Annotated in this window: 21 protein-coding genes; 9 read left to right on the top strand and 12 right to left on the bottom strand. The window is 71.9% G+C overall.

Features of this window, described 5'->3' with window-relative positions; genetic code table 11:
• Window positions 1–73: 73 nt before the first annotated feature.
• A complete protein-coding gene (locus tag ABD143_RS07990; RefSeq protein ID WP_343973565.1) occupies window positions 74–919 on the bottom strand; it encodes a cupin domain-containing protein in 846 nt (281 codons plus the stop codon).
• Window positions 920–1,142: 223 nt separating this feature from the next.
• Here ABD143_RS07990 and ABD143_RS07985 point away from each other — a divergent pair, with 223 nt between their 5' ends.
• Together ABD143_RS07985 and ABD143_RS07980 are read left to right on the top strand one after the other, a co-directional pair.
• Window positions 1,143–1,379, top strand: coding sequence for an SDR family NAD(P)-dependent oxidoreductase (locus ABD143_RS07985; RefSeq protein WP_379659812.1), 237 nt, complete (start codon window positions 1,143–1,145; stop codon window positions 1,377–1,379).
• An 86-nt stretch (window positions 1,380–1,465) separates the two neighbouring features.
• Entirely contained in the window at window positions 1,466–2,281 is an 816-nt protein-coding gene (locus ABD143_RS07980) for a FadR/GntR family transcriptional regulator (protein ID WP_343973562.1), read from the top strand.
• 54 nt (window positions 2,282–2,335) lie between these two features.
• Here the strand turns inward: ABD143_RS07980 and ABD143_RS07975 are convergent, their stop codons facing one another.
• On the bottom strand, window positions 2,336–3,745 hold the full coding sequence (locus tag ABD143_RS07975; protein ID WP_343973559.1) for a multicopper oxidase family protein: 1,410 nt from the start codon (window positions 3,743–3,745) through the stop codon (window positions 2,336–2,338).
• Between the two features lie 410 nt (window positions 3,746–4,155).
• Here ABD143_RS07975 and ABD143_RS07970 point away from each other — a divergent pair, with 410 nt between their 5' ends.
• Window positions 4,156–4,572: a DUF5313 family protein gene (locus tag ABD143_RS07970; RefSeq protein WP_343973556.1), complete on the top strand. Its 417-nt coding sequence runs from the start codon at window positions 4,156–4,158 to the stop codon at window positions 4,570–4,572.
• A 74-nt stretch (window positions 4,573–4,646) separates the two neighbouring features.
• Here the strand turns inward: ABD143_RS07970 and ABD143_RS07965 are convergent, their stop codons facing one another.
• A complete protein-coding gene (locus tag ABD143_RS07965; RefSeq protein ID WP_343973553.1) occupies window positions 4,647–4,991 on the bottom strand; it encodes a universal stress protein in 345 nt (114 codons plus the stop codon).
• Window positions 4,988–5,401, bottom strand: a complete 414-nt coding sequence (locus ABD143_RS07960) for an amino acid permease C-terminal domain-containing protein (protein ID WP_343973550.1) — start codon at window positions 5,399–5,401, stop codon at window positions 4,988–4,990. Before ABD143_RS07960 ends, ABD143_RS07965 begins: the two co-directional genes overlap by 4 nt.
• Before the next feature lie 294 nt (window positions 5,402–5,695).
• Here ABD143_RS07960 and ABD143_RS07955 point away from each other — a divergent pair, with 294 nt between their 5' ends.
• Window positions 5,696–6,010 (top strand): DUF3040 domain-containing protein, encoded by a 315-nt coding sequence (locus ABD143_RS07955; RefSeq protein WP_343973547.1) that lies wholly within the window; start codon window positions 5,696–5,698, stop codon window positions 6,008–6,010.
• Window positions 6,011–6,075: 65 nt separating this feature from the next.
• A complete protein-coding gene (locus ABD143_RS07950) occupies window positions 6,076–6,582 on the top strand; it encodes a BLUF domain-containing protein (protein WP_343973544.1) in 507 nt (168 codons plus the stop codon).
• 116 nt (window positions 6,583–6,698) lie between these two features.
• Here ABD143_RS07950 and ABD143_RS07945 read toward each other — a convergent pair whose 3' ends face one another.
• On the bottom strand, window positions 6,699–7,493 hold the full coding sequence (locus ABD143_RS07945) for a DUF4118 domain-containing protein (protein ID WP_343973541.1): 795 nt from the start codon (window positions 7,491–7,493) through the stop codon (window positions 6,699–6,701).
• Between the two features lie 69 nt (window positions 7,494–7,562).
• Window positions 7,563–8,981 (bottom strand): MFS transporter, encoded by a 1,419-nt coding sequence (locus ABD143_RS07940; RefSeq protein ID WP_343973865.1) that lies wholly within the window; start codon window positions 8,979–8,981, stop codon window positions 7,563–7,565.
• A 273-nt stretch (window positions 8,982–9,254) separates the two neighbouring features.
• On the opposite strand from ABD143_RS07940, the gene ABD143_RS07935 reads away from it, so the two are divergent.
• Window positions 9,255–10,532, top strand: a complete 1,278-nt coding sequence (locus tag ABD143_RS07935; protein WP_343973538.1) for an SLC13 family permease — start codon at window positions 9,255–9,257, stop codon at window positions 10,530–10,532.
• Window positions 10,533–10,557: 25 nt separating this feature from the next.
• Here the strand turns inward: ABD143_RS07935 and ABD143_RS07930 are convergent, their stop codons facing one another.
• Genes ABD143_RS07930 through ABD143_RS07915 form a run of 4 tightly spaced genes read right to left on the bottom strand, consistent with a single transcriptional unit; the run spans window position 10,558 to window position 14,057 of the window.
• Window positions 10,558–10,968, bottom strand: a complete 411-nt coding sequence (locus tag ABD143_RS07930; RefSeq protein ID WP_343973535.1) for a universal stress protein — start codon at window positions 10,966–10,968, stop codon at window positions 10,558–10,560.
• A complete protein-coding gene (locus tag ABD143_RS07925) occupies window positions 10,965–12,458 on the bottom strand; it encodes a tripartite tricarboxylate transporter permease (protein WP_343973862.1) in 1,494 nt (497 codons plus the stop codon). Before ABD143_RS07925 ends, ABD143_RS07930 begins: the two co-directional genes overlap by 4 nt.
• Window positions 12,459–12,492: 34 nt before the next feature.
• Window positions 12,493–13,041 carry a tripartite tricarboxylate transporter TctB family protein gene (locus ABD143_RS07920; RefSeq protein ID WP_343973532.1) on the bottom strand — a complete coding sequence of 183 codons (549 nt, stop codon included), beginning with the start codon at window positions 13,039–13,041 and terminating at the stop codon, window positions 12,493–12,495.
• Window positions 13,038–14,057 carry a Bug family tripartite tricarboxylate transporter substrate binding protein gene (locus tag ABD143_RS07915; RefSeq protein ID WP_343973529.1) on the bottom strand — a complete coding sequence of 340 codons (1,020 nt, stop codon included), beginning with the start codon at window positions 14,055–14,057 and terminating at the stop codon, window positions 13,038–13,040. Before ABD143_RS07915 ends, ABD143_RS07920 begins: the two co-directional genes overlap by 4 nt.
• A 146-nt stretch (window positions 14,058–14,203) precedes the next feature.
• Between ABD143_RS07915 and ABD143_RS07910 the strand changes: the two genes are divergently transcribed.
• A complete protein-coding gene (locus ABD143_RS07910) occupies window positions 14,204–15,805 on the top strand; it encodes an ATP-binding protein (RefSeq protein ID WP_343973524.1) in 1,602 nt (533 codons plus the stop codon).
• Complete coding sequence (locus ABD143_RS07905) at window positions 15,802–16,515, top strand: response regulator (protein ID WP_343973521.1); 714 nt, start codon at window positions 15,802–15,804, stop codon at window positions 16,513–16,515. The genes ABD143_RS07910 and ABD143_RS07905 overlap by 4 nt, the downstream gene beginning before the upstream one ends.
• A gap of 188 nt (window positions 16,516–16,703) precedes the next feature.
• On the opposite strand, the gene ABD143_RS07900 is transcribed toward ABD143_RS07905, so the two are convergent.
• Both ABD143_RS07900 and ABD143_RS07895 read right to left on the bottom strand, forming a co-directional pair.
• Window positions 16,704–17,282, bottom strand: a complete 579-nt coding sequence (locus ABD143_RS07900; protein WP_343973518.1) for a dihydrofolate reductase family protein — start codon at window positions 17,280–17,282, stop codon at window positions 16,704–16,706.
• A gap of 37 nt (window positions 17,283–17,319) precedes the next feature.
• On the bottom strand, window positions 17,320–17,904 hold the full coding sequence (locus ABD143_RS07895; protein ID WP_343973515.1) for an NADPH-dependent FMN reductase: 585 nt from the start codon (window positions 17,902–17,904) through the stop codon (window positions 17,320–17,322).
• A 117-nt stretch (window positions 17,905–18,021) separates the two neighbouring features.
• Here ABD143_RS07895 and ABD143_RS07890 point away from each other — a divergent pair, with 117 nt between their 5' ends.
• A complete protein-coding gene (locus ABD143_RS07890) occupies window positions 18,022–21,333 on the top strand; it encodes an AfsR/SARP family transcriptional regulator (protein ID WP_343973512.1) in 3,312 nt (1,103 codons plus the stop codon).
• Window positions 21,334–21,388 lie beyond the last annotated feature (55 nt).

The following is a 21,388-nucleotide window of genomic DNA, read 5'->3' as shown; positions in this document are numbered from 1 at the left end:
TCGGGGCCGAGCTGGTCGGGGATTGCCCGGACCAGCTCGGCCCCGGTCCTTGCTCCGCCGTCTGCGCGCGTGGTCAGACCGACTGGCGGGCGTTCTCGAACTGAATGGCGCCGTCGCTCGTGACGACGTCGAACTGGTCGGACGGAACCCTCGGCAGCTGGATCGGAGGCAGGCCGACGCTGTAGAACACCGTCTCCTCGATGGCGCTGACCTGGAGCTTCTCGTCGGGTTCGACCTGGAGCGCGGCCAGCTTCCCGATCTCGGTGCCCTCGACGGTGGCCGTGCCCGACAGCGCGACCATGAGGCGCCTGCCGGCGTCGGTCGTCGAGACCCACTCCGCTCCGGCGTCGACCTTGATGAACTCGATCCAGAACCCGCGCTCGGTGAACGAGCCCAAAAGCTTGCGCTCGACGCCCTCCGCACCCGGGACCGGCAGCCAGTTGAAGTGCTTGGGGTTCATGATGAGGACGCTCTGGTAGCGGGGCCGGGGGAACTTGACGGGCCGCCGCTCCGGGTTCCGCTCCGCCGGCGGGCGAGAGGACCGCGGTCCCCGGCCACGGCCCGCGGCCATGCCCATGCCCGACGCTCCGCCGAACTGGAGCACCAGCTGCAGCTGCTTCGGCTCGGTGAGCGGGTCGTTCTGCGGGCCGTAGGTCTGCCCCTCAGGGAAGTACCCGACCTCACCCTCGCGCAGGATGCCCTGCTCGCCCAGGTTCATGTCGCCCACCAGGGGGAGGCGGATCTGCTCGAAGGTGTGCCGGTGCCGCGGCATCGAGAAGTCGCCCTCCTGGCGTCCCAGGATGTAGCGGTAGTTCTCGAGCTTCTCGGGCTCCCCACCCATCAGCAGGTAGTTGAAGGACACCGTGCCCCTCGGGTGGTCCATGTGAAAACCGGATTCGTCGAACGGAGCGATCTTCATCGCGTTCCTCCGTAATCGTCTTGTGATGTGCCCGCCTCTCCGGGACGCGAGCGCCCGCCGCGACCGCGGCGTGGCGCTGGGAAGGCCGGAGTCGCTGGCCGCCTGTCCGCTGCTGCTTCCCGACAGCTCGAATCAAACCTTCTTGGTAGGTTACTGTCAAGGAAGGTTGCTTGATCGTTTGCCTGGCGCCAGACCTCCAAGGACGATCGAGAGGGGTACCGGGATGGCCGCGGGACTGCAGGGAACCGTCGCGCTGGTGACGGGCGCGCTGGTGACGGGCGCGCTGGTGACGGGCGCGTCGAGCGGGATCGGTGCGACGGCGGCGAGGGATCTGGCCACACGCGGCGCAGCGGTCGAGCTCGCAGCCCGGCGCACCGAACGGCTCGCGGCGCCGGCCGCGGAGATCACTGCCGCCGGGAGCGGTGACGCAAAACAGGCATTCGCCCTGCCTACCAGGTAGGGTCACCTGGAACGGTCGGTGAGCCGACGGGGAATTCACACCCACCCCGGGATCCGCCGGTACCGGGAGTCCGAGGAGAAGCACACATGGTGACCCCGCAACCACCCGCCAAGCTGTACCGCGGTCGGGTGGCCGACCAGATCGTGGAGGACCTGCGCAACCAGATCCTCAGCGGCGCGCTGCCGGACGGCGCCCGGCTGCCGTCAGAGCGTGAGCTGGCGGCCCTCTACGACGTGAGCGGTCCGACCGTCCGTGAGGCGGTACGGGTGCTGACCGCCATGGGCCTGCTCAACACCAGGAACGGCAGCCGGACCACGGTCGTCGCCGACGGCTACACGCTCCTCGCGATGTCCATCGCCTCGGTCGTCCAGTTCGAGAAGATGAGCGCCATCGACGTCCTGGGCGTGCTGGGGGCGCTCAACTCCTACGCCGTGCAGCAGGCCGTGGAGCGGGCTTCCGACGACGACATCGCCGGCCTGCGGAACGCGGCCGAGCAGGCGGGCGAACGCCCGGACGTGGGGTCGTCGGCGACCGCGCTCAAGCACTTCTTCGTGACCCTGTCCGCGATCTCCCACAACCCGCTGCTCGCCGCACTGTGCCGGGTGATCACGGAGATCCAGATCGGGCTCGCCGTCGAGCTCTCCGGCGGCAGCCCCCAGGGCTGGCTGAAGGTGGGGGGAGCCCTGCACGAGATGCGAATGGAGATCGTTGAGGCCATCGCGCAGCGGGACGCCGCCCGGGCCGCCCAACTCGTTCACGACTACCACCACGCGGTCATCACACGGACCCAATCCGCGCCGCGCGCCAAGGAGATCCGGGAGACCGACCCCGGGCTCGCCGCCTTCCTGTCCTCCTGGCTCAGGTCGAACAGCCGCTTGGGCACCCCCGACGCGAGAAGCTGAGTCGACGCGGGCTTTCGCGGATTCCGTGGTGCTGCCCAACTGCTGGACCGTTGATCACCGGACGATCTCCAGGACCGCCATCATGCCAAGGTCCTCGTGGTTGAGGATGTGGCAGTGCAGGACGGTCTTACCGGTGTAGTTGAGGAAGTGGGTCCGGACGACGATCTGCCCCTTGGCGGGAATGCTTGCAACATCCTGCCAGCCGTGGGCCTCGTGCGGTTGTCCGTTGATGCTCATCAGCTGGAAATCGTTCGTGTGGACGTGGAAGGAGTGTTCCTCATCGCTGTCATTGCGGACGGTCCACTCCTCGACCGTGTTCAGCTTGGATCGGATGTCCACCCGGTTCGGATCGAACAGCTTGCCGTTGATGAAGTACGCGTCGGGATTGTTGGTCTCGGAGAACACGATGGTGCGCTGCGCAGCTAGCGTGGCGTTGCTGAGGTCCTCGAACGTCCCGAATGTGGTGGGCAGCTCCACCGGACTCACCGGCGCCCCTTCGGAGACCAGGGTGGCCAGGGTCGCCTGCGGGAACTGGTTGCCGGCCGGCCCGGTGTTGTACGCCAGCGTCTGAAGTTGGGTGCTGCCGGGCGGACCGCCGCGTACGAGGACGTCGAACCGGGCGCCGGCCGCGAGGAGGAGTGAGTCCGCCGCCCAGATCCGGTCAACCGGGTTGGCGTCGTGGGCGATGACCTGGAACTGCTGTCCCTGCAGGTGGACGTTGTAGTAGATGTTGGCGCTGATGTTGGCCAGCCGCCACAGTTGGACCTCGCCCTGCCGGATCTTCACGGTCGGGTTCAGCTGGCCGTTGACCGTGCGGTTGGTGGGTTTGCTGATTTTCAGAGGCACGGTCTTGATCGCGTCGCCCTCGACCTGGAAGTCCTTGAGCGCGATGACGTGCTCGGTGATGTCGCGCAGGTCCGGCGGTAGTAACTGCTTCAACCCGTCGACGATGATGATGCCCGACATCCCGCCGGCGACCTGTGGCGCGCTGGTCGGGTGCGGGTGCGGGTGGTACCAGTAGGTGCCGGGCTGGAGGTTCTCCGGGAATTGATACGAGTAGTGGAACGTCTGCCCGGGATGGATGTGGAGGAAGATGTTGTCGGAATTGCCGGCCGGCGACACGTGCAGCCCGTGCACATGCAGGTTCGTGTTCTCTCCCAGCCGGTTCTCCAACGCCAGTTCCATCCGGTCTCCCGGTCGGAATCGTAGCGTCGGTGGCATGAATTTCCCGTTGTAGGTCAGGGCCAACAGGTTGCGGCCGGCCACGTCCACCGGTTTCATCTCGACCACGATCTGCGCCCGCAAGACCCCGTTCTGGCTCACGATCTCCGGTGGATCCGTCAGCGGCGTCTCGGCTTGTGCCGATGCCGTGGGCGAAGGCCCACCGACGGAGCAGCTCACCACGACGGCGGCCGCAAGGATGGCGGCGGCGGCGATGCAGGTGAGCTTGAATCGACGACGCATCACGCCTCCAGGGGGACGCCGTATATGAGGCGCGGCGCTCTGGCGTCACCGACTCATCCGATCGCCGCCACAATGCGGGGCGGTAGCCCGAATCGACCCCGGACCTCGGTTCAGATCAACGTGATCCGACCGATCCTCGGAGGGCGCGCGACGCGCGGTCTACCATGCCGGGCCCAGCGGCGGGGCGCAAGGTTTCAATCTTGCATCTTCTTTCCTGCGCCGTGAAGAGATCGCGCCCTGCGACGGTTTCCCGATCTCCGCAGTGCCTTCCTTGGTCAGCACAACCCGCGTGCACGCCCTGATGCTGCGCGTCGAAAGATCGCCATGGAGCATCAGGACGACGGCGGGGCCCCGGGACTACGATTGGGGTATGCCACTGCCGGTCGGCGGTGGCCGCAGGGAGCAGCGTCATGGGCAACCCTCCGCACGCGCCGGCACGCCGGCCCGGCCCGATCCGCTGGTTCTGGTACGCCCTCGGCGGTCGGCTGCCCGGCCGGTACCGCGAGTGGGTCCTGTACGACCTGACCTGCCGGACGTGGCCGCTGCGGCACCTGGCCCGGCTGCTCACCCAGCTCGCGCCGGTCGCCGCCGTCCTGATCGCGGTGGTCCCGGGGCCGCTGTGGGTCCGGGTGATGGGCGCCCTGGGCGGGTCGATCGTGGGGCTCCTCTACTCCTTCGTCTTCCTCTACGAAGCGACCGAGCACCGGGCGGCCAAGGCCGGTTACCCGCACGGCACCCTGCGCGTCGTGCGTGAGGAGCGGCGAGCCGACAAGTTGCTGGAGCGGGCTGCCCACGACTTCGACCGGGCCTGGCGCGGCCGGACGTGATCCGACGGCGCCCGCCCGAGGACGGGCGTGCCGACAGATCGCAGCACGACGGGTTGTGCCCCACCGCCCCGCGGCTACGCGCGCTCCGCCCGCTGGGCGAGCGCGTGCGCCGCGCCACGCGGCACCACGACCACCGGCACCGGCGAATGCCGGACGATCCGCGACGCGCGGGAGCCGATGAAAACGCGGTCGAGCGGTCCGGCGGTGCTGGACCCGACGCCCAGCAGGTCCCCGTCCTCCCACCCGATCTCCTCGATCGCCTCCGCCCAGTCGTGGCCGCAGCCCACCACCATTTCGATCGCTGACGGGCGGCGCGGCAGCCGCTCGAGGTCCTCGACGAGGGAGCGGGCCGGCATGCCGCCGAGGTGCATGGCCGCGGTCGCGCAGTCGTCGCGCAGCGGCCCGACGAGAAGCGTCACAGCACGTCCTCGCGCGGTTCCGTGGCCGCGGCGCCCAGCCGCGAGTGCCGGATCCCGAAGGTGAAGTACCAGACCAGCACGGCGGCCACCCAGATCGCGAACACCGCGATCGTGACCGGCCTCAGGCCGACGACGATCCACAGACAGCCCGCGATCGACAGGATCGGCGTGACCGGGTAGCCGGGGACTCTGAACCCGCGGGGCAGATCGGGTGCAGTGCGCCGCAGGACGATCACACCGACGGAGACGACCAGGAAGGCCACGAGCGTGCCGATGCTCGTCATCTCGGCGAGGAAGTGGATCGGAAGGAGCCCGGCCAGCAGCGCCACGGCGACGGCGACAGCCTCCGAACGGACGCTCGCACGCCGTCGGCCGGCCGGGCGACCTGCCGGGTGCGCCGCCGCCCTCACCCGACAGCACGTTCGTGGTGCGGGGTACGCGCGCAGCTGATCGCCGGGCCGCCGCGGCGGCACGCATGCTGTGCCGCCCGCCACTCGTGAGTGCGCTGGCCCCACCCCGACCGCCAGAATCGAATAGCCGCTCCCTCAGGCGCGAGCAGTCGGCGAGCTCGTTGGCCATGGCTCCCTGGATAGGCCGACTCCCGCCATGCTCGCGACAGGGTCGCGCGGTCGACCTACCGACGGAGGATGAATGCGCACACGGGCGCAGTATGCGAGCCGGACCCCACGTCGGAGGGCTCAGGCATGCCTCTGACCAGATCCGAGCGCAGGGAGCTGCGCAGGCTCGGGCGGGCCGTGGCCGCTGAGGACCCTGCTTTCGCGCGGCTGCTGAAGGGCCATCCCGGGTTTCCGTCCTGGATGGCGGTCATGATCCGGCGGTTCGCGTGGGCGTTGGCCGCCGTGGCGACGCTGCTGCTTGCAGCGGGAGCGATCATGGGCGACGTGTCGCTGCTCGCCGGCGGGCTGCTGGTTCTGGTCTCGGGCCCGCCGATACTGTTGATCATGGCGCGCGCGCTCGCGCTCGAATGGAAGGACGCAGGCGTCCCAGTCGGACCGTGACCCGCCGGAACACGGGAAACCGGCAAATCGTTGTTATCGGGGTGTTGTGTACGGAGTGCGGTGAGGTGTTGCTCGACGAGCGGGTCGAGCTCGGCTACGACTACTGCACCGAACCGATGTGCCAGAAGAAGCGGCACCGCGGCCTGAAGGTCACCACGGTCGGCGTCCACAAGAGCGCCGACACCTTGGTGGTCGGCGACGACCGCGAGATCGTCAGGCGCGGTGAGTCCGGCGAGTTCACCGGCCGCGACCCGCGCCTCGGGCTGGATTACCGCGAGAGCGTCCCGACGCCCCACCGGCCGGTGAAGCAGCCCGCAGTGAAACAGCCCGGGGCGAAGCAGCCTGGGGTGAAGCAGCCTGGGGTGAAGCAGCCCGCGGTCGCGGCGGTCCGCCACGCACCTGCTGGGGGGCCGGGTTGGTCCCGCGCGCAGGAAGATGTCGTGCGCCTGTACCACGACATGGGCCTTCGCCCCGACGAGATCGTCGAACGGGCCCGCCGGAACAACCCGCGCCTCGGGATCACCCGGCGGCTGGTGTACGCCGTCCTCGCCACCCCCGCCGCCCGGCGATAGCGCTCGGCCGCACCCGTATCAGCGGTGGCGCCGCGTGTCGGGCACGGCGGCCGCGGCGAAGAGCCGGTGGATCAGGCAGATGCCCTCCATCCCGGCATTCTGCGCCCGCCTTTCAGTTAGTTCATCGAGGCGCGGGCGTTGCCCGGCGGGCGGCGATCGTGGTGGCCCGATGCGGCGAGTGCGGCACCCACCTGGTCGGCGAGCGCGCCCGCGACACGGAGCTGTTCCAATGACGGCCTGACGATCCGGGTCGCCGCGGTGAGCAGGAACCGGCCATGAACCATTCCGCCGCTCCGGACCGCAAGCGCGATCTCCGCATCAATGGGCAGGCCCGAGCGGTCGACATTGAACGGGTGGCCGTCGTACGTCACCGTCCCCTGGTCGTCGAGGGTCGCCAGTACGGGTTCGGTGCCCCGATCGAAGCGGCAGCGATCGATCTGGAGGACGTCGACGATCTGTTCGCACACCTGATCGATCAGCGCGCCACTCGAGATGCGGCCGGCCCCGACCGTCGCCGCGGTGGTCAGCACCCCGTCGAGGTAACCCTGCTCGCGGCTGGCCCGCCCCTGTTGACGGCGGCCCCAGAGCGCTATCTCGGACACGGCGACGCCCAGGATCAACAGCAGCACCGCGGTTTCGATGTCGGCGCGGTCGGTGATGACGAAGTGGTGGTAGGGCTGGGTGAGGAAGAAGTCGAACCAGACGGCGCTCGACAGCGCGGCGACCACACCGGCCGCCCGGATACCGGTGGCGGCCGCCGCCACCACGACCAGCACCAGCCCGAGGGCCGCGTTGGTGTTCGCAACGCTGTCGCGGAACAGGCTCAGCACCGCGCACGCCACCAGCGGCACCACCGCGGCGACACCGACGACGAACGACCGACGAGCCTGCAGGAACGGCTCCACCTGCACGTCACCATCAAACCCCGGCAGGGGCCGGAGTGAGCGTCAAGAACTCGTGAGGATCACGCCGCCCGCCGGTCAGACGTGGTGCATGTGCGCCTGGCCGAGCGCGGGCTGCTTCAGGTGCCGGGGCCGGCGCAGCACCAGCTCGGCGACGGCCATCAGCAACGCCAGCACCATGAACGCGCAGGCGAACAGCAGCGCATCGGACGCGGCCGCCTGGTAGTCGAATCCGGTGCCGCTCAGCACCTGGTAGAAGACGGCGGCGAGGACGGCCGTACCGATCGCCGAGCCGATCCGCTGGGCGGTCTGCAGCGCACCGCCTGCGGCGCCGGCCATCGACACGGGCACCTCCTGCAGGGTCAGCGTCATGTTCGGGGAGGTGACCATCCCGGCGCCGAGCCCGCCGAGGAGCAGCGGAGCCGCGACCGCCCATCCGGCCGCGTCGCCCTGCACGTGCAGCAGCACGATGGCCGTGGCGGCGAGCCCGACGATCGTCGCCCCCAGCCCGAAGACGGTCAGCCGCCGCCCGAACCGGGGCACCAGCCGGCCCGCGATCGCGGCGGAGGCGGCCACGCCGAGCGCGAACGGCGTCACCGACAGACCGGAGCGCAGGGGCGAGTACCCGAGCCCGGCCTGGAAGTAGAGCGCGAGCACCAGCCAGATCCCTGCGAAGCCGATGTAGTAGAGCAGCCCGATACCGGATCCCGCGGGGAAGCCCGACGTCCGCGCCAGCCGCGGCTCCAGGAGCGGCGCCCGTCCCTTTGCGACCGTCCGGCCCTCCCACCAGGCGAACGCGGCGAACAGCAGCATGGCCACGACGAACAGCGGCCACCCCCGGGCCAGGTCGCCGGTGTCGGCGCTGACGAGCGGGAACAGCAGGCTGAGCACGCCGCCACCGAGCAGCAGTGCTCCGACCAGGTCCAGATGTGCGGCTCGCCGAGCTGCGCGGGTCGTGGCCGGCACGAGCCGGGAGGCCAGCAACAGCCCGACCAGCCCGATCGGCACGTTGACGTAGAACACCCACCGCCACCCGTCGGGACCGGGAAAGGCCGACAGGATCAGCCCGCCGATGATCGGACCGGCTGCCGTCGAGAGACCGATGGTGGCACCGAGGATCCCGAACGCACGTCCGCGCTCCGGGCCGCGGAACAGGTCCTGCACCAGCCCGGAGTTCTGCGGGATGAGCATCCCGCCGGCGATGCCCTGCAGCAGCCGGGCGACGATCAAGAGCTGCATGGTCGGCGCCGCGCCCGTCAGCGCGCTGGTCACCACGAACGCCGACAGGGCGATCAGGAACATGCGGCGCCGGCCCAGCGTGTCGCCGAGCCGCCCCGCCGCCACCAGCACCAGCCCCAGGGTCAGGGCGTAGCCGGACACCACCCACTGGACCGACGCGGCGGAGGCGCCGAGTCCGCGCTCGATCGAGGGCAGCGCCACATTGACGATGCTCACGTCGAGCAGGCTCATGAATGCGGCGATCTGTGTGACGGCCAGCGCCCGCCAGCGCTTCGGATCGGGCTGCCATTCCGCTGGGGACGCCGGTCCCGTCGCCGCGGGGCTCGCCGCCGGCTCGGGGTTGCTCGCATCGTCCTGGGGCACGACACCACCGTCGTCCCGGCTGCGCGGGCGGGCATCGCGGCCAGCCGCCCTCACGCGTTACCGGTGGCCGGAGCCTGAGTCTCCCGCTGACCGGGACGATAGCCGACGCCGGCGGTGGTTACGTGGAACTGGGCGCGACGGCCGCCCGTGGCGGTCCTCGGAGGAGCATTGGGCGCGCAACTCCTGGTGTCGGTGGCGCTGCTCGCGGCTGTGCTCGTGATGGCCGTCGCCCGCCCGGCGGGCCTGCCCGAGGCGGTCGGCGCGGTGCCCGCGGCGCTGATCGCGCTCGCGACCGGCCTGGTCGGGCTCCCGGCCGCCCTCGCGGAGCTCGCCCGGTTGGCCCCGACGGTCGGGTTCCTCGCCGCGGTGCTGGCGCTGGGCCATCTCGCCGACACCGACGGGGTGTTCACCTGGGTGGGCCGTCAGGTGGCGCGCGTGTCCGCCGGGCGCCCGCGCCGGCTCTTCGCCCTGGTGGTCGTCACGGCCGCGACGACCACCGCCTTCCTCAGCCTGGACGCCACCGTCGTGCTCCTGACCCCGGTGGTGGTGGCGACAGCGCGCCGCGAACGGCTCGCGCGACAACCGCACGTGTACGCGTGCGGCCACCTGGCCAACTCCGCGTCGACGTTGCTGCCGATGTCGAACCTGACGAACCTGCTCGCGTTGAGCGCCTCGAAGCTGACCTTCCTCGGGTTCGCAGGACTGATGGCGCTGCCGTGGGTCACGGCGGTGGCGGTCGAGTACGCGGTGCTCGCCTGGTGGTTCGGCGGGTCGCTCGCCGCGCCGGCGTCGGCGTCGGAGTCCTCGGGGCCCGCGCCCGCCACCCCGGCTCCCGGCGCGGCCGGAGCCGAGCCGGGAGCACCACGGTTCGCCCTGATCGTGCTCGCGTGCACGCTCGCCGGGTTCGCGGTCACGTCCGCGGTGGGAGTCGAGCCGGTGTGGCCCGCCGCGGCCGGCGCCGCCGCGCTGGGCGTGCGCGCTCTGGTCCGGCGCCGGATCACCCCGCTGCGCCTGCTGGGCACGGCGTCGCCGCTCTTCTGCCTGTTCGTCCTCGCCGTCGGGGTCGTCGTCATCGCGGTCGGGACGCATGGCCTGAGCGGCGCGCTCGCCACTCTCCTACCGACCGTGCCCACCCTCGGCGGGCTGCTCGTCACCGCCGCCGTCGCCGCCGTGCTCGCCAACCTCGTCAACAACCTGCCGGCCACGCTGCTGCTGCTCGGCGTGCTCGGCCCGCACGCCCCGCCGGGCCTGGTCCTGGCCATGCTGCTCGGCGTGAACATCGGGCCGAACCTCACCTACGCCGGCTCGCTGGCCACCCTGCTCTGGCGCAACGTGCTGCGGGCGGCAGGCGAACCGGTGCGCCTCACCGAGTTCAGCGCTGTCGGCGCGCTCGCCGTGCCGGCCACCCTCACCGCCTCCGTCGTCGCGCTCTGGGCTGTCCTCTGAACAAGCCGAGCCGTCTGCCCAGAGGTCAGGGCTTCACGGCGAGGACCGCACACGCGGCGTCGAGCAGTACGCGCTGCGCGGTGCTGCCGAGCAGCAGCTTGCCCACCGGCGACCGCCGCCGCATGCCGATGACGATCAGCTCGGCATCGAGCTCGGCGGCGGCATCGACCACCTGGTCGGCGGGCTCGGCGCCGCTGGGCAGCTGGCGGAGCTCGTAGGTGAGGCCGGTGCTCTCGAGCCACGTGCGAACCTCGGCGACGTCCTCGGGCGGGGCGAACCCGGGATCGACGAGGGCGTCGCCGCGTGAGGCGTTGATGACCACGAGCCGCAGCCCGCGCAGCCGCGCTTCCTCGACCGCGCGGTGCAGGGCCGCGCGGCCGTCGGGCCGCGGTGTGTAGGCCACGACCAGCACGCCCGAGGTCGCCGCTGCCGTCACCGCTGCTCCCCCACCAGGTGACGGTCCTGCGCCGCCGCGAGCTCGGCCGAGGCGCGTGCCTCGCGGCGCTTGAGGTACACCCCGACACCGAGCAGCACCACGATCGAGCTGTACGCGACGATCGCGAACGGGCTGCTGACCAGCGCGACCGGGTCGCCCTGGTTGATCGCCAGGGCACGCCGCAGCTGCTCCTCGGCGAGGGGGCCGAGGATGAGGCCGACGATCGCGGGGGCAATGGGGTAGCCGTAGCGGCGCATCAGCCAGCCGAGCACACCCAGCGCGAGCAGCAGCAGCAGGTCAACTGCCAGCGCGTTGACCGAGTAGCTGCCGAGCACGGCGAAAGTGAGGATCCCCGCGTAGAGGTACGGCCGCGGGATCTGCAGCAGCTTCACCCACACCCGGGCGAGCGGCAGGTTCAGCACGAGCAGCATCACGTTGCCCACGTACAGACTGGCGATGAGCGCCCACACCAGCGCGGACTCGTTCTGGAACAGCAGCGGGCCGGGCCGGATGCCGTAGCTCTGGAAGGCCGCGATGATGATCGCCGCCGTCGCCGAGGTGGGCAGGCCGAGCGTCAGCAGGGGCACGAGCACCCCGGCTGCCGCGGCGTTGTTCGCCGCCTCGGGCCCGGCCACACCCTCGATGGCGCCCTTGCCGAACTGCTCCTTGCGCTTCGACAGCCGCCGCTCCGCCGAGTAGGACAGGAACGTGGCGACCTCGGCGCCACCGGCGGGGATCGTCCCGATCGGGAAGCCGATCGCGGTGCCGCGCAGCCACGGCCGCCAGGACCGGGACCAGTCCTCCCGGGTCATCCCCGCCCGCCCGACCGGGGTGAGCGGGATCGGTCCGCGCCGCATCCGGGACGCCACGTAGAGGGCCTCCCCGACGGCGAACACACCCACCGCCACCACCACGACGTCGATCCCGTCGGCCAGTGCGGGCACGCCGAACGTGAACCGCTGCTGCCCGGTGAGGGTGTCGGTGCCGACCAGTCCGAGGAACAGCCCGATAGCGAGCGATGCCAGTCCGCGGGCCGGCGAGGAGCCGAGCAGCGCCGCGACCGTGAGGAACGCGACGACCATCAGCGCCACGTAGTCCTGCGGGCCGAGCTGGACCGCCAGCTTGGCGACCGTCGGTGCGACCAGGGTGAGTGCGACGGTGGCGATGGTCCCGGCGACGAACGACCCGATCGCGGCCGTCGCAAGCGCGGCGGCCCCGCGGCCCGCCCGGGCCATCGCGTTGCCGTCGACTGTGGTGATCACCGACGCGGCCTCGCCCGGCGTGTTGAGCAGGATCGAGGTCGTCGATCCGCCGTACATCCCGCCGTAGTAGATGCCGGCGAACATGATCAGCGAGGCGGTGGGCTCCAGGCTGTAGGTCAGCGGCAGCAGCAGGGCCACCGTCATCGCCGGGCCGATGCCCGGCAGCACGCCGACCGCCGTCCCGAGGATCACGCCGATCAGGGCGTAGAGCAGGTACTCCGGCTGCATGGCCGTGGCGAAGCCGTCGAGCAGCAACCCGATGTCACCCAAAGAAAGCCACCCCCTCGAACGGGCCCGCAGGCAGGTACGCACCCAGCGCCTGCGTGAACACGATCTGGGTGACCACGGCGATCAGGGCGCCGACCAGCAGCGGCCGCCACAGCGGCCGGGCCCCGAGGGTCCAAGCGGCCCCGCCGAACAGCACCGTCGCCGCGATGGGCCAGCCGAGCGGCTCGATGAGCACCACGAGCGCGAGCAGGCAACCCACGAGCATGGCGACCCGGAGCCAGTCCGTGCCGACCTCGACGTCGACGTCCTCGCCGGTCTCCGCCTCCCCGCGCTGCCCGCGGGCGAGGCCCACGAGCACCGCGACCCCGGTCACGACGAGCAGCGCGCCGATCGCGTACGGGAAGGCACGCGGGCCGATCCCGTTGGTGGACCCGGGCACGGTGATCTGGGTCGCCTCGATCACCGTGAACAACCCGAGCGCCACGAGCGCGAGCGGGAACGGCACCTCGGCCCAGGGCCACCCCCGGACCCGCCCGGTGTCGGGCGCAGCGGGCGGGTCGGGGGACGAAGCAGGCGCGTTCACTGCACCAGGCCGAGATCGGTGAGAACCCCGCGGACCCGCGCCTGCTCGTCCTTCAGGAACGCGTCGAACTCCGGGCCGGACAGGTACGTGTCGGTCCAGCCGTTGCGCGTCATCTGCTCCTTCCAGGCGGGTGAGGCGTACAGCTGGTCGACCAGGGTGGTGAGCCGCGCCCGGGTCTCCGCGGAGAGGTTGGGCGGGGCGACCACACCTCGCCAGTTGCTCATCTCGACGTCCAGGCCCGCCTCGGTCAGCGTCGGCGCGTCGATGCCCTCGACGCGCTGGGCGCCGGACACCGCCAGCGCGCGCAGCGCACCGGCCTGGACCTGCTCGGCGTACTCACCGATGCCGGAGATACCGGCCGCGACCTGCGAGCCCAGGAGCGCCGCGAGGGACTCCCCGCCGCCGGAGAACGCGACGTAGTTGAGGTTCGACACGGGCACCCCGCCGGCCTGCGCGATGAGCCCGGCAAGGATGTGGTCGGTGCCGCCCGCCGACCCGCCCGCGATCGACACCGCCTGACCGCGGGCCGCCATGTCGGCGACGAGGTCGTCGATCGTGCGGTACGGCGACGAGGCGGGCACCACCACGATCTCGTCCTCGGCCGTGAGGCGCGCGATCGGCGTGGTGTTCTCCAGGGTGGCCTGGGACTGGTTGGTCTCGATCGCGCCGACCATCACCAGGCCCATCACCATCAGGTAGTCCTCGGAGCGCTCGTTGGCGAGCTGGGCCAGCCCGACGGTGCCACCGGCCCCGCCGACGTTCGAGACCTGCACACTCCGGGCCAGCCCGGCGTCCTCGGCCGACGCGGCGAGCGCGCGGGCCGTCTGGTCCCATCCGCCGCCGGGATCGGCAGGGGCCATGACCTGCAGCCGGTTGATCGCGCCGGCGTCCCCCGTGGCGTTCCCGGACGAGCCGCCGGTGCCGCCTGAGCAGCCGGCGAGGACAACGAGCGCCGCGCCGAGCGCGGTCACAGCCGCCCACCGCGATCGGGAGCCACGGGCAGGGGTGCGTTCCATCGATCCTCCTTGACCGGAGCCCCGTTCGGCTCGCTGGCGGGGACGGTAGGAACGCATCGCCGATCGGTAAATCTAGCGGTCGTAGCGTTCATACTGGTCTTTTCGGTCACGCGATCACGCGCGCCGCGGTGGGGCACACTTGGCGCGTGCGCCGCCGGATGCCGCTCGGACTGCAGCTACTCCTGCTGCAGGTCACGATCGTCCTCGCCACGGTGGTCATCGCAGGGCTCCTCGCCCTGACCCTCCAGCAGCGGCAGATCCGGGACGCCTACCGGCAGCAGGTGCTGTCGGTGGCGACCAGCGTCGCGCAGCTGCCGATCGTGATCGACGCGTACCCGACGCCCGACCCGTCCGCGACGCTGCAACCGCTGGCGGAGCTGATCCGCGAGGCGTCCGGCATGACGTTCGTCGTGATCACCGACGCGAACGGGATCCGCTACTCCCACCCCAATCCCGCCCGCATCGGGGAGCTCGTCTCCACCGACCCGGCGACCACGCTCGGGGGCGAGGTGTTCGTCGGGACCGAGACGGGGACGCTCGGCGAGACCCTCCGGGCCAAGGTCCCGGTCCACGCGCCGGACGGCCGGGTGATCGGCGCCGCCTCGGTCGGGATCCTGGAGAGCGAGCTGGCCGAGGACCTGCGCGAGGACGTTCCGGTTGTGGTGGCGTGGCTGGGCGGGGCGGCTCTGCTGGGCTCGTTCGGGTCGGCGCTGCTGGCGCGAATGTTCCGCCGCCGCATCCACGGACTGGAGCCGGACGAGATCGCCCGCCTGCTGGAGGCCCGGGAAGCGATGCTGCACGGCATCCGGGAGGGCGTGCTGGCCGTCGACGCGCGCGGGCAGGTGGCCCTGGCCAACGACGAGGCGCTGCGCCTGCTCGGCCTCGACGCCGACCCGACCGGGCGGCCGGCGCGCGAGGTGCTGGACCCGGCCCTGCTCCCCCTCCTCGCCGACGACCGGGTTGTCGTCGACGAGCTCGTCCTGGCGCACGAGCGCACACTGCTGGCGAACCGCACCACAGCCACGGTCGGCGGCAGGCGCATCGCCGACCTGCTCACCCTGCGCGACCGCACCGAGCTGTTCACCGCGCTCCGTGAGCTCGACGGCCAGCGCTCCCTCACCGAGACCCTGCGGGCGCAGGCGCACGAGTTCAGCAACCACCTGCACGTCCTGCAGGGCCTGATCGAGCTGGGCCGCCGCGAGGACGCCGTGCGGTTCATCGAGCGCATCGGCGGCGGCGGCCGGCTGCTCGACGGCGCGGCGCTCGGGGAAGTGCAGGACGCCGCCGTCGCCGCCCTGCTGGTGGCCAAGGCAGCCGTCGCCCGCGAGCGCCAGGTGCGGGTCACGCTCGACGCCGACAGCGCGCTCGACACCGGTGGGGACGACGTCGTGACCGTGCTGGGGAACCTGCTCGACAACGCGGTCGACGCGGTCGGCGCAGGCGGCCGGGTCGAGGTGCTCGTCCAGCAGGAGGATGACGGCGGGGTCTTCGTCCGTGTCGACGACAACGGCCCCGGGGTCCCCGACGCCGACCGCGAGAGGGTGTTCGAGGCGGGTGTGACGACGAAGGCCGCTGCCGGCCGCCCGCACGGCCGCGGGATCGGGCTCGCGCTCGTCGCCCGGATCGCCCGCCGCCGCGGCGGCGCTGCCGTGCTGTCGAAGTCGCCGCTCGGCGGCACCCGGGTCATCGTGCGGCTGGGTCCGCTCTCCGTGCCTGCGGACGTGGACGAGCCGGTGGCGGCCCGATGACCTCGACGTCCGGCTCCGTCCGCGTGCTCGTCGTGGACGACGACTTCGCGGTCGCGGCGATCCACCGCGGCTACCTGGAGTCGATGCCCGGTTTCGAGGTCGTCGGCGAGGCGCACCGGGGCCCGGAGGCCCTCGAGGCCGTCGCCACCCTCGCGCCCGATCTCGTCCTGCTGGACATCCACCTACCGGAGATGTCCGGGATCGAGGTGCTCCACCGGATCCGGGCGCTCCCCGGGCCGCCCGTCGACGTCATCGCCATCACGGCGGCGCGCGAGATGGAGACGGTGCGCGGGGCCATGGCCGGCGGCGTCGTGCACTACCTCGTCAAGCCGTTCGCGCTGAAGACCTTCCGCGAACGCATGGAGCTCTATGCCGCGACCCGCAAGGACCTGCTCCGCCGCGCGGCCGAGTCCGGCTCGAAGCTGGAGCAGAGCGACGTCGACAGGATCCTGCAGTCCCGGCAGCGCACGCTCGCGCCGCAGAGCCTGCCGAAGGGGCTCTCGCCGCGCACGCTCGACCTCGTCGCTTCGACGCTGCGCGCGGCCGGCGGCGCCGACCTCTCCGCGATCGAGGTGGCGGAGCGGTGCGGGATGGCCCGGGTCAGCGCGCGCCGGTACCTGGAGCATCTGGAACGGACCGGGCTCGCGGAGGTCCGCCCCCGCTACGGGCAGACCGGACGGCCGGAGAACGGTTACCGATGGGTCCAATGAACGCCGCGGAGATCGCGAAATAGGCGACCGCCTCGACCTGCTCGGGCAGCCGCCGACCGGCCCGGCGACCGAAGATGACGAACGCGAGCCGACCACAAACAACGTCGCGAGCGGCACAGCAGGTAGACGAGCGGAGCCCTGGGTGAGCCGCGCTCGGCCACAAGCTGCACGCGATCGGCGAGCCTCGGTCAGCCCGTGGCCGCTGTGTCAGCGTTCGTGCTGACGGTCCGATAGTTGAGCACGACGCTCCCGCTGCGGAACGGCGTGGTATCGGCCAGCTCGAGGGAGGCGGTGACGCCTTCGCGGAACAGGCGCTGTCCCTCGCCGCGGATGACGGGGCAGACCCAGATGCGGTACTCGTCCAGAAGACCGTGCTCCATGAGCGCGTCGGTGAGCCGGCCGCAGCCCCAGATGAGGATGTTCCCGCCCGGCTGCTCCTTCAGCTTCGTCACCTCTGTGACCAGGTCGTCACCCGGGATGAGGGTCGAGTTGTTCCAGGCAGCCAGCGCTGAGGGCTCCAGGGTCGAGGAGACCGTGTACTTGGCCATGCTGTTGACGTGGTCGGCGTAGGGGTTGCCCCCCATCGCCGGCCATGCCTGCGCCATGCCCTCGTACGTGACCCGCCCCAGCAGGAGGGCGTCGGCGCCGAGGGTGAGCTGCATGGCGTAGGTCTGGGCCTCCTCGTCCATGTACTGCATCGACCACAGGTGCGGGTTGTCGATGTAGCCGTCGAGCGTGGCGTAGGTCGAAGTGATGATCTTTCGCATGGTCGTCCTCCGGGTCGGTGTGAATCAGATGCGGGGGTCAGGTGGGGTACGGGCGTTCGGAACGGGCGTTGCGTAGCGCGCGGGCCCACCAGGTCAGTCGGTCCAAGGTGGTCGTGACGGCGGAGTTGCACTCGGCGGACGCCTTGGGCCAGGTGCCATCGGCGGCGAACAGCTCCCAGTAGCGGGGCAGGATCAGGGCGTCGCGGAGGGCGACGGCGTGCAGCTCGGTGAAGACCTGGCGCAGCTGCTCGACGGCGTGCAGGCCGCCCGACTCCCTCCCGTACGCAACGACGGCGACGGGCTTGGCCCTCCACTCTGCGTCGTACCAGTCGATCGCGGTCTTCAGCGGCGCCGGAAAGCTCCTGTTGTATTCGGGGGTCACCAGCGCGAACGCGTCCGCGGCGGCCAGCCTCGGCGCGAGGGCACGCACCGGCGGTGGTAGCGCGTCGTCGGACTCGGTGAGCGTCGACGGCAGCGCGGCCTCGGCCAGGTCGATCAGGTCGATGCTCAGACCGGGGCGCCGACGCGCCTTCGCGGCGAACCAGGAGGCCACCGTCGGACCGAATCGGCCCTCCCGGGTGCTGCCGATGATCACCGCCAACCGCAGCTTGTCGTCCGCCATGTATCAACCTCCTTCCGATCGGCTCCGGTTCGACCTGACCTACCCTGCCCAGGGCCTCTTACCGAAGGTTTATCGCCGGTTTACGGCCCTCCAGAACGGGCCGTTACCGTGGCCGCCGTGCGATTCGGGTTGCTGGGGCCGGTAGCCGTGTGGACGTCCGACCGCGTGCCCGTCGCGGTGCCGGGTCTGAAGGTACGAGCCCTGCTGGCCGACCTGCTGGTGCACGATGGGCGCCCGGTTTCCGCCGACCGGCTGATCGACGACCTGTGGGGCGAGCGCCCGCCCGGCAACCCGGCGGCGGCCCTCTCGGTGAAGGTCTCCCAGCTGCGGAGGGCGCTCGAGGACGCCGAGCCGGGCGGCCGGGACCTCGTCGTCCACACTCCATCCGGCTACCTGCTGCGAGCGACGTCCGACGCCGACACGTTCCGGTCGCTGCTCGCGGAGGCCGAGGGCACCGCCGACCCGCGGACGAGGGCCGAGCTGCTGACGGACGCGCTGGCGACCTGGCGGGGCGCCGCATTGGCCGACTTCGCCGACGAGCCCTTCGCCGCGGCGGCGATCACTCGCCTGGCCGAGCAGCGGCTCACCGCGCAGGAGGACCGGGCGGAGGCGCGGCTGGAGCTGGGCGAGCACGCCGCACTGGCGGGAGAGCTCGGCGCACTGCTGGCCGAGCACCCGCTGCGCGAGAGGCTGCGCGCGGCGCAGATGCGCGCCCTCTACCGCTCTGGACGGCCGAGCGAAGCCCTCGCGTGCTACAACGAGCTGCGGACCCTGCTCGCCGACGAGCTGGGGCTCGAACCCGGCGCCGAGCTTGCCGCCCTGCAGCGCGCGATCCTGACCCAGGACCCCGCACTCGCCGCGCCGGTCGTCGCGCCAGTCGCCGCGCCTCCGACGGCCTGGGCGGGTTCGAACCTGCCCGAGCCGCTCACCGACCTCATTGGCCGCGACGCCGCCATCGCCGACGTGTGCGACCGGCTTCAGAGCGACCGGCTGGTGACGCTCACCGGACCTGGCGGGGTGGGCAAGACCCGGCTCGCGGTCGAGACCGCGCGACGGGTGGCCGGCTCGTTCCCCGACGGCGTGTGGTTCGTCGAGCTGGCCGCGCTGGCGCGGCCCCCGGATCAGGACGCGGTGCCGCAGCTGGCGGAGATGATCCTGACCGCGCTGGACGTCCGGATCGGCGCCGGCCTGCCGGATCCGGCGGAGCTGGTGGGCGCGGTCGAGCGGCTCGCGGAGGTATTGCGGTCGCGCAGGCTGCTGCTGGTGCTGGACAACTGCGAGCACGTCGTCGAGTCGGTCGCAGCGGTTGGCGAGCTGCTGCTGCGCAGCGCCCAAGGGCTGCGGCTGCTGGCGACCAGCCAGGAGCCGCTCGCGCTCGCCGGGGAGGTGGTCTGGAGCGTCCCGCCGTTGGAGGTGCCCGACCTCGGCGCCGACCTCCCGACGCTGACCCGGGCCGGTGCGGTGCGGTTGTTCGTCGCCCGCGCGTCCGCCGCATCCCGGGGGTTCACGCTCGACGACGAGACGGCACGCGCCGTCGGGGTGCTCTGCCGCCGACTGGACGGCATCCCGCTGGCCCTCGAGCTGGCGGCGACGCGCGTGCGGGCGCTGGGCGTCCACGGTCTGGTCGACCGGCTCGACGACCGGTTCCGGCTGCTGGCCACCGGGCACCGCGGCGCCCCGCCGCGCCAGCAAACCCTGCTGGCGATGATCGACTGGAGCTGGGAGCTGTTGACCGGCCCCGAGCGGACCGTCCTGCGCCGGCTGGCGGTGCATGCCGATGGCTGCACCCTGGAGGCCGCCGAGGCCGTCTGCGGGGACGCCGGCCTGAGCGTGCTCGACCAGCTCGTGAGGCTGGTGGACCGATCGCTCGTGGTCGTCGTCGACGGCCCCGGCCTGCCGCGGTACAGGCTGCTGGAGTCGGTGGCGGCCTACTGCGTCGATCGCCTGCGGGACGCGGACGAGACCGAACGCATCCGGCAGCGGCACCAGCGCTTCTACCTCGACCTCGTTGAGCGGGCAGAGCCGCACCTGTACGGGTCCGACCAACGTCGCTGGCTGCGCCGGCTCGACGCCGAAACCGCCAATCTGCGCGCCACCCTCGGCGCGGCCGTCCGGGACGGCGACGCCGAGGGAGCGCTGCGGCTCGTCAACGCGCTGACCTGGTACTGGTTCCTGCGCGGAAGGCTCGCCGAGGCGCGTCGGTCGCTGGCTGCGGCGCTGGACACCACCGGTCCGGATGCCGCAGCCCCCGCGCTGCGGGCCAGGGCACTGGCCTGGCACACCGGCATCGGGTTCCTCCACGGCGACCTCGCCGACCGGGACGAGCGCCGCAGGGCGGCGCTGGACCGCTACGAGGACGCCGGCGATCCGGCCGGCCGGGCCCGGGCCCAGTGGTTCCTGGCCTACGCCGGGATCGACCTCGGCGACATGACCGTCGCCGAGGAGCTGTTGAGCCGGGCGCTGCCGGTCTTCGAGGAGCTCGGCGACCGGTGGGGGACGGCCGCGGCCCTCGCCGGCCGGGCGAAGCTCGCGCACGTTCGCGCCGACCTGGTCGCTCTCGAGCGCGACGCCGAACGGAGCGCTGAGATGTTCGGCGAGGTCGGCGACCGCTGGGGCCGGCTGGAAGCCACCGGCTGGCTCGGTGCGCTTGCCGAGATGGCCGGCGATTACGACCGGGCCGAGCGGGAGCACCGCGACGGCCTGCGACTGGCCGAGGAACTGGGGCTGTGGACGGAGGTCGCCGGCCGGCTGGGCTGGCTCGGCTGGCTCGCGCTGCAGCGGGGCGAACATGTGCAGGCAGTGGCGCACTGTGAGCGGGCACTGCGGCTCGCCGTCGAGCAGGGGCACCGGGGCGGGCAGATCTTCGCCCTGATCGGTCTCGCCTTCGTCGCGCGCCGGGACGGCCGACTCGATCTCGCCGAGACCCACCTGCGCGACGTGCTGAGCCGGACCCCCCGCGCCGACGCCGAACAGACCCCTCCCCCGCACCTTCCCATGATCATGACCGAACTCGGGTTCGTCGCCGAGCAGCGCGGTGATGCGGTGGGCGCGGTCACGGCGCACCTGGAGGCGCTCGACCTCATGGCGCGGTTCTCCGACGCCCGCGATCTGACGATCGCCGTGGACGGGCTGGCGGGCGCGCTGGCCCTCACCGGGCACCACGAGCGCGCCGCCCGGCTACTCGGCTCGGCCGACGCGGCGCGCACCGCGAGCGGCCAACACGCGGCGCCCACCGAACGCGCCGACATCGAACGGATCACCGCGCTCGTGCGTGCGGCACTGGGCGTGGACCGCTTCGCCGCCGAACACGCGCTCGGCGCCCAAACCACCCGCGACGAGGTGCGGTCGCTCGTCGTCGCAGCGGTCCCCGGCGCGCCCCGCGCCGCGACCTTCGGGCACGTCGCACGGCCGGTTGACGTGGCTGGGTGAGAGTCGACCTACCTCGCCGCGCGCACGGCGTGGCCGACACCCCCCACCCCTGAGC

The sequence above is a fragment of the Pseudonocardia aurantiaca genome (assembly GCF_039526725.1).
Classification (GTDB): Bacteria; Actinomycetota; Actinomycetes; order Mycobacteriales; family Pseudonocardiaceae; genus Pseudonocardia; species Pseudonocardia aurantiaca.
This window is presented reverse-complemented; position numbering and strand designations above follow the sequence as displayed.